The sequence below is a fragment of the Neobacillus drentensis genome (genome assembly GCF_021560175.1).
GTDB classification, from domain to species: Bacteria; Bacillota; Bacilli; order Bacillales; family Cytobacillaceae; genus Neobacillus; species Neobacillus drentensis_A.
Map to the genome: position 1 here is coordinate 6,216,870 of NZ_CP091110.1, position 12,448 is coordinate 6,229,317.

Consider the following 12,448-nt stretch of genomic DNA (forward strand, 5'->3'; position numbering starts at 1 on the left):
TTTGGTACGATTCAGAGAAATTTTTGTAAAAAAACTGCCTCTATTTATGGTAAGGTTCACCTCACCTATTATACCAGCAGTTTTTTATCACTATTTCCATATTTTAAAAAAGAATTATAATTCTTTCTATCGATCGAAAATTCATAAAGTTCGTCGATTCATTTACATAAACAAACGATCATGGGTTTTAACAGTATTTTTAAAATGACAAATTTGCGCATGATTTAGGACAAATTTTGGGTATTTAGGATGTTACCAATCCTCTATAATTAAAAATACAAGGAAGCGTTTACATTGACGCTCTTTCGAGAGGAAATTAGTAATCTTTTTACTAATCTTAAGTAATTTTTTTCAGAAGGGGGGAGGCAATAAACTAATTTCTACTACCGTATTGTAAACAATAGCTTTGTTGATCATTGATTTAGTAGGGAGGAGATTAATAAATGAAGAAACTATTTAAAAATGTAATGATTCCTATACTGTCAGCACTACTCATTCTGCCTGCTTTTAGCACACATACCTTTGCAGATGAAGTGGTTAATAATGGAAAGGTCTCGACTCCTACTTCCAGTGTCGAGCCAGGCTCTTATTATAAAGAGCAAATGATAGAATTAGGCTCGGCAACACCAAATGTTAAAATCTATTACACTTTGGACGGAAGTACTCCAACAAAAGCTGATCATTTATATGTTGATCCCATCAGGGTAGATAAAGATGTAACCATTAAGGCAATAGCCATTCGGGGGAACGTAAATGGCAAGGCATTAGCAGTCAGCAATGGAAATACGAAAAGTGATGTATCAATTTTCACATACACTTTTGTCAACAGAGCTTTTATTGCTTCTAAATTTTTAAGTTTTACCTATAAAGATATGCCATATCGTCTCTATGTACCCGAGAATTATGATTCCACTAAATCTTATCCCCTAGTGTTATTCTTACATGGTGGCGGGGAGCGTGGCAACGATAATGTTAGTCAACTTATGGCAAATGATGGTGCAGTGATTTGGGCGTCACCTGAAAACCAATTAAAACATCCAGCTTTTGTTCTTGCCCCTCAGGCACGTAATGTGTGGGATGGAGGTTTTGGTCTAACTCGTGATATTAATAACATGATTTCCTTAAACCGGGTATTTGAGGTTTCACAGGATTTGAATACAGCTTATGAAATTCTTCAAAAAGTAAAAAGTGAATATAATATCGATAGTCATCGCTTGTATTCTACAGGCTTATCACAGGGTGGCTTTGGTACGTATAATTTAAATATGAAATACCCAGATTTGTTTGCAGCAATGGTAACGATTTCAGGCGGTGGAGATCCGAATCAAGCATACAAGCTCATTCATAAACCACTTTGGGATTTTCATTCTGAAGACGATGTAGTTATACCTGTCTCCTATTCAAGAAACATTATTACCGCAATAAAAAATGCAGGGGGCGACCCAATATACACAGAATATCCGGCAGTATTAGGATATAACCACGGTGCATGGGTACCTGCTTATGAAAACAAAGAAATGATTGAATGGTTATTTAAGCAAGTAAAATCAAATTAATTTGTCATTGATGCGGTAACGGAAACTATCCAGGAGAGCCTACAAATGTTGAAATTTGGAGGCTCTTTGTTTTTTTAAAAAATGGTATTTTGATACTATTATCACTAGGCTAGTGTGTCAGCCCCCCGATGCTTTAACGCAGCGAGGGACTGATCCTTAAATTCTTATTTGGTTTAACAATCTAATGATAGGATTAAAAAACGGGAAGACCAAAATGTCATTGTAAGATAAATTGCTCCTATATATGGTACGGTTTACCATAACGTATATAAATGAGGTTTTCTCTAGATTAATTTCTAAAAAGGAGACATTGGCTATCAAAATGATCACAAAGTGATGATCAATAGTTCTTTTAATAACGCCACCTTTTAAAAAGCTTTTCAATGTGCTGTGGTGTTGTTCTGCAGCATCCTCCTATCAACCTTGCCCCTGCTTGGTACCATTCTTCAGATTGCAGTTCGAAGCTGTTACATAATTCTTGACCATGCCATGTTTTTGTTTCTGGATTATAGGTTTCTCCGGAATTCGGATATACAAGAATAGCCTTTTTCGAATTCGCACCCAACTCCCTGATGGCATTAGTAACATATGTTACTGGCGCACAATTTACACCAATTGCAACAATTTGTTTATCTCCTTCAAAAAACTGTGCACACTTCGCAAGCTTTGTACCATCACTAATCTCTTTTTCATTTTTCAAAGAAAAGGACAGCCATGCATATGCCTCTGGAAATTCCCGCAATAAGGCAGATAAAACTTTCGCTTCTTGCAAGGAAGGGATCGTTTCAAATGCTAATAAGTCGGCTCCCGCTTCAATCAACGTCGCCATTCTGGAACGGTGGAATTCTACTAATCTTTCATCTGTCACACCGTAATTTCCTATATACTCTGAACCATCTGCCAGGTAAGCTCCATATGGCCCAACTGATGCGGCCACTAGCGGCTTAGGCCGGTTCGGTTGTGTATTTTCCTTCCAAAAATCATCTCTTGCCCTTCTTGCCAGCAACACCGTTTGCTTAATTAACTCCAAAGCTTCCTTCTCTTTTATTCCTCGCGCGGAAAAACCATCAATCGTTGCTTGATAGCTTGCCGTGATGGCACAGTCCGCTCCAGCACGAAAATAATCAGAATGAACCTGATAAATCAATTCCGGATTTTCAAGTAAAACACGTGCGGACCATAGAGGATCATCCAAATTACATCCATGTGACTCCAGTTCTGTAGCTAATGCTCCATCAAGAAGCATAATGGAATGTTGGGATAAAATAGCATCAATTGGGTTGATTTTGTTGGACATAATCGACTCTCCTTTTCTTTAAATTTTGCGTAAGATAATAGCTGCCGTAGCAAAGCAATACAAATGGAATGCCGCAATATAAGGCTATTCGTTGGGTAGGATCAAAAGCAATTCCAATACAAGATGCAAGACATAATACAAAAGAAGCGATTGGGACAAACGGATAGAGCGGCGTTCTATAGACCAAGTCCTCTACAGAATTTCCTTCTTTCAAAAATTGTCTGCGAAATAAGAACTGTGAGGCACTAATACTCATCCAAACGACAACCACTGCCAAACCGGAAATAGATACAAGCACGATGTACACAGTATCTGGTGCAACAATGCTTGAGAACAAAGCTAAAGCTCCGCCTAACATACTGAAAATAACTCCATTGATCGGAACACCCTGTTTTGTCATTTTTGCAAAAATGGGTGAGATGGTTTGCTTATTTGCCAGTGACCATAGCATTCTTGAGGAAGCATAAAGTCCTGAATTGGCAGCAGACAAAATCGCTGTTAGGATAACAAAGTTCATCATATCTGCAGAGTAAGGCACCCCAATACGTTCAAGGACTGCAACAAACGGGCTCTCTAATACTCCTGCATCGTTCATTGGCAATAACGCAGATAACACTATGATTGTTCCTATAAAAAAGATAATCAATCTCCATAAAGTGGTGCTAATTGCCTTCGGGATTGTTTTTTGCGGATCCGCCGTTTCTCCAGCTGCGATACCGATTAATTCCGTTCCCGAAAAAGCAAAATTAACCGCAAGCATTGTCATGATAATGGCGAAGGCACCATTAGGAAACAAACCTGCTTTTACCAAATTAGAAAAGAAAGGCGCTGAGTTCGAATGTGACATGGGAAGGGCGCCTACCATTGCGGCTACACCTAAAATAATAAAGATCACAATGGCAATTACCTTTATAGATGAGAACCAGAATTCCATTTCTGCGAAAAACTTAACGGTAAATATATTAAATAGAAAAATTAAAATAGCAAAAAAAGCACTCCAGATCCAAACATTGATCGACGGAAACCACCTTTGCATAAGCATTCCCGCAGCAGTAAATTCAGAACCTAAGGCAACCGTCCACGTTAACCAATACAACCAAGCAACAGTATATCCTGTTCCGGGTCCGATGTATTTAGCGGCAAAGCTATGAAATGCACCCGTTTCAGGCATATGTACAGAAAGCTCACCCAAACATAGCATTACTAGATAAACCACTAATGCACCAATCAGATAGGACAGAATCGTACCAAATGGACCTGCCTGTTGAATCGTATAGCCCGAACTTAAAAATAATCCAGTTCCAATCACACCGCCAAGTGATAGCATGACAATGTGACGCGTTTGCATTTTTCTTTGAAATTCTTGTCCATTTTTTTTCTCCATTTATATTCTCCTTTACTGCTATCCAGAAAAACAAAAAAGCACTCAAAAATGAGTGCTCGACTGACAAATAAAAACTGACTGCTCTTATCTATCAGGTTTATCACCCGCTGGAATTAGCACAGTATCTTAAGCAGACCTGTTGCTGAGGTCTCATAGGGCCAGTCCCTCTACCTCTCTGGATAAGAAATAATTTTTTATAACCTTACCAATCAATTCTCGAGTTGTCAATACCTTCAGTATTTTTAGAAAAATAATTTATAATAGAAATGCCAGAATTTTGATAGAAACACAAAAGAGTAAAAAACCTCATTTACTTATGGTACGGTTCATTCCGATTAATTCTAAACGCCCGATAAATCTGTTCCACCAGAATCAGCCTCATTAATTGATGGGGGAACGTCATCCTTGAAAAAGACAGCTGCTCATTTGACCGTTTAATCACTTCATCACTCAAACCAAGCGATCCTCCGATCACAAAGGCTACCTTACTTTTTCCATATGTAGCTAATTGATCTAAGTTTTTAGCCAGCTCCTCAGACGATTGCAATTTTCCCTGAATGGCTAATGCAATCACATATGTATCCTGGCTAATTTTAGCTAAAATCCGTTCGCCTTCTTTTTGCTTCACCTGCAGCATTTCCAATTCACTTAATTCCTCAGGAGCCTTTTCATCGGCAACCTCCACCATTTCAACTTTTGCATAAGCAGTTAATCTTTTTAAATATTCCTCGATTCCCTGCCGTAAATATTTCTCTTTTAACTTACCAACCGTTATGATCGAGATATTCACAATCCACAACCCTTTTCAACTAAATTACAAACAGCTTACAAACAAGATATCCACAGAAGTTATCCACATATTCACATTTTTTATCCACATCTTGTATGGAATCATTTGTTCGCCACCATATATACAGCTTGTTTTTCGCAATATTCACAACCTGCGTCTGAATTATCCACAGGTAATTGTGATAAAACTGGATATGTTTGATATTTATCCACAATATCATCTAAGGCAATGTCCACATGCTCCTCACAGCTATAAATCATCTTTTCTCCTCGCTTTCACACTTTATCATTACTACTATTTTTACCCTTCTCACGGCCATCATACTTTTAACCTCATTTATCATACCATACAAATAAAAACGGGAAAGTGAATGGCTCACTTTCCCAAAATGGTGTTTACTCCAGTTTTTCACCTGACAACGTTAAAGTAGTTTCCTTTAACTTTCCTGCACGGTAAAACTTCACCTTTAACTTCTCGCCAATTTTCTTTTTCTGATATAAATGTTTACGCAGGTCAATCACATCATTAATTTTTTCTCCATCCATTTCCACTATCACATCCAGCTCTTGTAAACCCGCCTCCGAAGCTGGTGAGTTATGCATTACCTGGCGAAGCGCGACACCATAATTGACATCACGTGGTAATTTTAACGTTTGTTCTTGATAGTACGCAGGAATTTCACTAATGGACTTTAGATCGACACCCATATATGGACGTTTAACAACACCAAACTGTTCAAGGTCATCAATTATAGGTTTAGCCGAATTGATGGGAATGGAGAGACCAATTCCCTCAACAGCCTCCTGAGAAATTTTCATTGAATTAATCCCGATGACTTGACCTTCCATATTGATTAACGCACCACCACTGTTACCAGGGTTAATCGCGGCATCCGTTTGTAATACCTCAGACTGCCAATCGACCACACCGTCCTGGTTGATATCGACAGGAATGGTCCGTTTTAGACCAGAAATAATTCCTTGCGTTACGGAACCAGAAAATGTCGCCCCAAGCGGGTTTCCGATGGCAATGACCGGTTCACCTAACTTCAGGCTGTCAGAATTTCCGAATTCCGCTACTTTTTTAATCTTACTTGCATCAATTTCAAGAACGGCTAGGTCTGTCCATATATCACTGCCAAGCAGCTTAGCCGGAATCTTGGTTCCGTCATCCAGACTTACTTCTAGGCTGGTAGCTCCCTCAACAACATGGTGGTTTGTGACAACATAAGCTTTACTTCCTGCTTTTTTATAGATAACTCCCGATCCCGTCCCCGCAGCCTGTTCTGATGAATCACCGTTATCAGACCAAAAGCTAGAAGATTGGATATTATTAATACCGACGACTGCTGAACCTGTTTTTGCAACAGCCTTTGTCGTGTTGGTATTCACATCATAGGAAACCTTTTCAACTACATTCTGCTGATTATCATGATTACTCGTTTCTGCTGCCTGATTTTGGTCCGCTGTTAGTTTATAGGGCAATATTCCTTGCTTTGATAAAGTTGGGATGGCAAGAATCACTAGGATTGCCCCAATGATTGCTCCAACCAGACTTGCTAGTAATACACCGCCTCTTTTACTTCTCTGCTCCCGGTAGCGTCCTTGTGTATGATCGTCATAATAGCCCATTTACACCATTCCCTTCTTCGAAAAGTGCTAGTTATTATTTTGTATATACCACTTATAATTATAATCATTCTTCCTAAAATTACTAACCTATTTCCGCATTTGTTGTTTTTGCGAACTTTAAACTTATAAAAAAAATAGAGGCCTTTATGGCCTCCATTCAATCATTATACCGCTGTTAAAATCGTTGGGGTTTTTGGATCTGTATCATAAAGTTCAAATTGTTCACCAACCATCAGACCGCGGCTTTCTAATGTTTGTGCGACCGCCATTTTCGCTAAATCCTTCATATTATTATCAAGACTCAAATGGGCGAGATAGACCCGTTTCGTCCGGTCACCTACCACATCACTCATGGCGAGGGCCGCATCTTCATTGGAAACATGCCCCACATCACTTAAGATCCGGCGTTTAATATTCCAAGGATATCTGCCCATCCTCAGCATCTGAACATCATGATTCGATTCAAAGATGTACACATCCGCATTAGAGATTGTCCCTTTCATCCGGTCACTTACATAGCCCGTATCCGTGATCAGTACTAGTTTTTTTCCTGACTGATGAAACACATAAAACATTGGCTCTGCTGCATCATGGGACACACCAAAGGACTCGATATCCGTTGAACCAAAACTTTTTACGGTTTCCATATTAAAGACAAATTTTTGCTCTGTAGGAATTACGCCTACTGAACTTTCCATGGCCCGCCATGTCTTTTCATTTGCATACACAGGCAAATGATATTTACGCGCGAGGACCCCAATTCCCTTGATATGATCACTGTGCTCATGTGTGACAAAGATGCCGGAAAGCTTGCTGATATCACGATCAATCTGTCCAAAAAGAGACTCCATCTGTTTTCCGCTGAAGCCGGCATCAACCAAAAAGGAATGTTCATCAGACTCAACAAACAAGGCGTTTCCCGTACTGCCGCTTGCTAGGATACTATATCGTAACGACATACTTCTTCACTCCACTTTACTATTTTCCTGACTATTAAACTCAATAATCTGCCCTTCAAACGCATTGACAAACAAGCTCTCCTTATCATTCACCACAAAGTGCCACGTTGGGGCTAATACTTGCGATGCAGCCAGCTGGATGAGCGTTGAATAGCCTAACTCAATCCTAGTTATTTTACTTTTTGGCTTTAAGGCGCCCTTTTGATGCAAGGTTTCAATCGCCTTTAATGGCGGAAGAATTTCTTCTTTAGCAGTCAGCTTTTCAATTTCCTCTAAATAGGTTTGCTGGTAGGATGTTATCTGGTTTTCCTCATTCACATTAAATGTAATCATCCCATTAATATTTTCATAAAATGGGTAATTATCGTATTGTTGAAAATAGGTGATCGTATGTTTCTTATCATCCTTCTCCCAAAATTGGTAATGCTCACCGTAAAGGATTCCTGCTTTTATAAAAGAGGCAAGGTCTGCGGGTTCAAATTTAGAATTTAGCTGAATCGGTTTATCAAGCATGACAGAGAGAGTCGAAGTCGGTTCCGTTGATAAGACCTTCTGTCCTTTTAATTTTGCCATATCCCCTTTTGTAAACGTCTTTGGCTTTGCACTTAGATATTGGTCTTTAATCGGGGCTTTCGGAAGCTCCACATACGTAATCTCATCTGCCTTCAATTTATCTTCAAAGGAAGTTGGGGTTATCACTTCGTAATTATTAGCATCACGCATTTTCATAAATTGGAATAAGAGATACACATCTAATATTAAAAAAGTAATGATAAAAATCGTTTTAATTTTACTCCAATCCATCTACAGAACCCCCTCCCAGGTTACTCAGCATAATTTGACCCCAAGATTTGTTATACCGATAAAACCAAGCAGGTTCTAAGAGAATCAGTTTATTTTCATCCGAACTCCTAACCATTTGATAGCCAAGGACTAACTCTTCGAGAAGCTCCGGCTTAAAGTTCTTATTACTTTGTAAAGCGGCTAAAATTTCATGTCCTGAAGGAGGAGTAACAGTTTGCATTTCTGTAAGTAAAGGAAGATCTAAAGTAATATTCGGACGGACATATTTATTAATCTCGTCACGTCCCCACTCCTCGGTCATTTCAGATAATCCATTATTATTAAAGATAGGATAGCCATCCGTACTATATAATCGAAACGTAACCGATCGTTTCGATTCACTTTTAGAAACATAACGAAACGAATCGGTCCAGCCTCCATGTTCATTAACAAAATCAATACTTCTTTTGACCAAATCGTAGGAGCTATCTACAAAACTTTCTTCTGGTGTCGGGTTGATGTATTGCAAAATGTTACTATCATAGTTAACCGTCATTTTACTTGAATCATTCGTAAATTCCTCACCATGAGGAATAGAGCTCCTTTGAACGAAACTTGGATCGTCAAAAAGGGCATCTTTAAATTCATCAGAATTAAGCGTTACAGGTAAATACTTATAGGTCGTCATTTTTACTTTAGCTTCTGGCAGATAAATGCTGCGTTTATCAGAAGACTTATAGGCAAAAAACTTTGGATAACGAGCCGCATTTTTATAGTAATCTCGATTAAACTCATTTAAATTAGCGGTGGAAATACGACTTACATAAATTTGTCCCGTTTCAGTAGAGGCAAAATAAACACTGCCATTCCCTTTATCCAATTCATTAACATTTACAATAATCCGATTAAAATTGAAGGGAGGAATTTTCTTACCTTCAATATTTAAAACACTTAGATATAACTCAATCGGAACGTCCCCAGGGAAGACGAGTTCAGCATTGCCGCTGCCATGGATAAAACTGTCCAAATTCCCGGCCCTTTCGGTATAGTTTTTCACGTCAGAAATGGTCCAGCTGCTTATTTCTTTCATTAACTTATCCAATTCATCAGGACTACTAGTTCCGTAGTGCTCCCCTTTCACATGAAATAATACCTGATCAGGCCTTACTATTTTTGTTACATCTTGTTTTTTATCTACTGTTACCTCTGCTACCGTTTTACTTTTTTCCATCTTGTCGTAGTTGGGCTGGTAAGTCCAAAGATTCCAAGTAAGCAGCAGACTTACCAAGACCAAAACGGTTAAAATTCCTGACTTTATATTTTCATATCTCATGACCATTCATCCTCTTCAGAACGTTCATATGGCAGGGAAAAGGATATCTTTGTCCCTTTACCTTCTTCACTTGTTGCCCAAATCGATCCGCCATGAGCCTTGACCATTTCCTGAGCAATCGCAAGTCCTAAACCTGTTCCGCCCAATTTACGAGTTCTTGCTTTATCCACCCGGTAAAAACGATCAAAGATTTTTCCAATATTCTCTTTTGGAATTCCTACTCCTTGGTCCGATACGCTGACAATAATCTTATCCTCTTTTTCTTTTATCGAAAAAGTAACCTGTCCGCCTTCAGGAGAATACTTTAAGGCGTTAGAAATAATATTGTATAAGACCTGAGTCATTTTATCCTCATCTACTTCCACAAAGATCGCCTGCTTCGGAAGCTTACGTTTAAAGGTTACGTTCTGTTCCTTTGACATTTCAAACCGATCAATAATGTTGTTGTAGAAGTCGACAAAGTTTACCCATTCCTTCGTTAACTTGTAATCAGTGCTATCCATTTTTGATAATTGTAGAAGGTCATTGACAAGACGGATCATTCTTTCCGTCTCGGTTCGCGTTACCTCTAAGAAACTAGGGGCAATTTCTGCATCTTGCCATGCGCCATCTGCAAGTGCCTCTAAATAACTGCGCATCGTGGTGAGAGGTGTTCTTAATTCATGCGAAACATTGGCCACAAATTCTCTTCTTTCAGCGTCAATCTTTTCTTGGTCCGTGATATCATGTAAAACGGCAATCAATCCGTTAACAAATCCTGTCTCCTTTTGAATAATCGAGAAATTAGCTCTTAGTATATAGCGCTCTGCTTTTGTACTATAGTCTAAAATTAATGACTCATTTTCCTCCAGGAGGTCTTCAAATGTGTTCGTGTCATCCAAGTCCAATAACTCAACAATCGGCTGAGATAAAACTGTTTCACGTGAAACATTCAGCATTTCTGCTGCAGGATCATTAATTAAAATGACACGGCCTTTTCGGTCTGTTGCAATAACCCCATCTGTCATATAGGAGAGGACGGAGGATAGCTTTCTACGTTCCCCTTCCGTCATCGCCTGGGCTTCCTGCAACTTTTTCGTCAAGTGGTTAAAGGTAACAGCGAGCGTACCTATTTCATCTTGACCATACACCTTTACCTTCCGAGAAAAGTTTCCTTTGGCCATAGCAAGCGCTTGTTTCTTCATATCCGCTATTGGCCGGGTAATCGTTTGGGCTAATAAAATTCCCAATACAGCCGTTATTGATAAGGCAATCGCTGTACCTGTAGCAAAAATATTATTAATGGTCTTCATTTGCTCAAACACATTTTCAATTTTTGCGACAAGGTAGATGGCCCCAATGACTTTTTTACCAGATTTAATAGGCGTTGAGAGGACCCAGATTCGATGCCCGGTTTTTTGTTCAATCTTGATGGAGCTTTGATTTTCTTCCAAAACCATCGATTGTTTTACCTGAAGAACTGTGGTCCTTTGACCAACAAGACCCTGGTTACTGGATTGAGAAGTACCTAGGATCTTTAAGGAACGATTTTCAATCACTTGGACCTCTGTGATATCACTATCACCTTCATCAAAGTCCTTAAGAACTTTCTTCAAATCGTCTTCAAGTGTCGGGTCTTCTGGTTTTCTATCTTTTTCCATTGCCTCGACCACATTATAAGCAAGTAAATCCACCCGCTGTTGAATCGAAGTTTGAAAGTTTGTCCGCAATGTTTGTTCAAGTTGTTTGACAAAGTAAACACCGATAATTTGCATTGCTACTAAGATAAGCAGGACATAGATGAGAACAAACTTTACATGTATCGAGCGAAAGAAACCAACCTTTTTCATTAATTAATTACTCCTGTTCAGGATTGCGTAAATAGTAGCCAACCCCGCGGCGAGTGACAATCCATGTTGGATGGCTTGGGCTATCCTCAATTTTTTCACGTAATCGTCGTACCGTTACATCGACGGTCCGTACGTCTCCATAATAGTCGTATCCCCATACAGTTTGCAGCAAATGCTCCCTCGTCATCACTTGGCCAATATGCTGTGCTAGGTAATACAGCAGTTCAAATTCACGATGAGTTAGTTCAATTGTTTCGCCTCGTTTAGAAACCACATAGGCATCTGGATGAATCACGAGTGAGCCAATCTCAATTTCATTCGTTTCGTTTTCAGCATCCGACTGCGCAATAATTTGATTATGACGACGTAAGTTCGCTTTGACACGGGCAATTAATTCCCTTGTACTAAAAGGCTTTGTTACGTAATCATCTGCCCCTAATTCAAGTCCTAACACTTTATCAATTTCTGAGTCCTTGGCGGTCAGCATAATAATGGGCATTTCATATTTCTTACGGACTTCACGGCAAACTTCCATCCCGTCACGTAATGGAAGCATAATATCTAAGAGGATTAGATCAGGCTGAATTTCATCCACTAATTGGAGTGCCTCATTGCCATCATAGGCACAATAAACGACATAACCTTCTTTTTTTAAGTTGAATTGCAAAATATCTGCAATTGGTTTTTCATCATCCACAACAAGAATTTTCTTTTCCATACCATTACTCCTTTTCGTTCAATTGATCCAATCTAATCTATTCAATTAAAAGCCTTTAGAAGTCATACCTATACTACTTTACTTTACCATTTTATAAGTAAGAATTCACCTATAATCAGCATTTGGCAGGATTGGTATAACCTTCTTTGACTATTTCTAAAGCAAATA

11 protein-coding genes and 1 riboswitch are annotated in these 12,448 nt (G+C 39.0%); of the genes, 1 reads left to right on the forward strand and 10 read right to left on the reverse strand.

Going from position 1 to position 12,448, the window contains the following annotated elements; genetic code table 11:
- The first annotated feature begins 443 nt into the window (after positions 1-443).
- Positions 444-1,556 (forward strand): chitobiase/beta-hexosaminidase C-terminal domain-containing protein, encoded by a 1,113-nt coding sequence (locus L1999_RS29325; RefSeq protein ID WP_235741730.1) that lies wholly within the window; start codon positions 444-446, stop codon positions 1,554-1,556.
- Between the two features lie 352 nt (positions 1,557-1,908).
- Here the strand turns inward: L1999_RS29325 and mmuM are convergent, their stop codons facing one another.
- The 10 genes from mmuM to yycF form a co-directional block, all read right to left on the reverse strand.
- Entirely contained in the window at positions 1,909-2,853 is a 945-nt protein-coding gene (mmuM, locus tag L1999_RS29330; RefSeq protein WP_235741731.1) for a homocysteine S-methyltransferase, read from the reverse strand.
- A complete protein-coding gene (mmuP, locus tag L1999_RS29335) occupies positions 2,828-4,237 on the reverse strand; it encodes an S-methylmethionine permease (RefSeq protein WP_235741732.1) in 1,410 nt (469 codons plus the stop codon). Before mmuP ends, mmuM begins: the two co-directional genes overlap by 26 nt.
- An 81-nt stretch (positions 4,238-4,318) precedes the next feature.
- Positions 4,319-4,423, reverse strand: a riboswitch (SAM riboswitch).
- Positions 4,424-4,547: 124 nt separating this feature from the next.
- Positions 4,548-5,027 (reverse strand): 23S rRNA (pseudouridine(1915)-N(3))-methyltransferase RlmH, encoded by a 480-nt coding sequence (rlmH, locus tag L1999_RS29340; protein WP_144566156.1) that lies wholly within the window; start codon positions 5,025-5,027, stop codon positions 4,548-4,550.
- A gap of 101 nt (positions 5,028-5,128) precedes the next feature.
- Positions 5,129-5,287, reverse strand: coding sequence for a CxxH/CxxC protein (locus L1999_RS29345; RefSeq protein ID WP_235741733.1), 159 nt, complete (start codon positions 5,285-5,287; stop codon positions 5,129-5,131).
- A 135-nt stretch (positions 5,288-5,422) separates the two neighbouring features.
- Positions 5,423-6,658, reverse strand: coding sequence for a S1C family serine protease (locus tag L1999_RS29350; RefSeq protein WP_235741734.1), 1,236 nt, complete (start codon positions 6,656-6,658; stop codon positions 5,423-5,425).
- A 164-nt stretch (positions 6,659-6,822) separates the two neighbouring features.
- Complete coding sequence (locus tag L1999_RS29355; protein WP_215047318.1) at positions 6,823-7,617, reverse strand: MBL fold metallo-hydrolase; 795 nt, start codon at positions 7,615-7,617, stop codon at positions 6,823-6,825.
- A gap of 6 nt (positions 7,618-7,623) precedes the next feature.
- Positions 7,624-8,421: a two-component system regulatory protein YycI gene (locus tag L1999_RS29360; protein ID WP_235741735.1), complete on the reverse strand. Its 798-nt coding sequence runs from the start codon at positions 8,419-8,421 to the stop codon at positions 7,624-7,626.
- Positions 8,408-9,733 carry a YycH family regulatory protein gene (locus L1999_RS29365; RefSeq protein ID WP_235741736.1) on the reverse strand — a complete coding sequence of 442 codons (1,326 nt, stop codon included), beginning with the start codon at positions 9,731-9,733 and terminating at the stop codon, positions 8,408-8,410. The genes L1999_RS29360 and L1999_RS29365 overlap by 14 nt, the downstream gene beginning before the upstream one ends.
- Positions 9,730-11,562 (reverse strand): cell wall metabolism sensor histidine kinase WalK, encoded by a 1,833-nt coding sequence (walK, locus tag L1999_RS29370; protein WP_235741737.1) that lies wholly within the window; start codon positions 11,560-11,562, stop codon positions 9,730-9,732. The genes L1999_RS29365 and walK overlap by 4 nt, the downstream gene beginning before the upstream one ends.
- A 7-nt stretch (positions 11,563-11,569) precedes the next feature.
- Positions 11,570-12,280, reverse strand: coding sequence for a response regulator YycF (gene yycF / locus L1999_RS29375; RefSeq protein ID WP_215047314.1), 711 nt, complete (start codon positions 12,278-12,280; stop codon positions 11,570-11,572).
- Positions 12,281-12,448 lie beyond the last annotated feature (168 nt).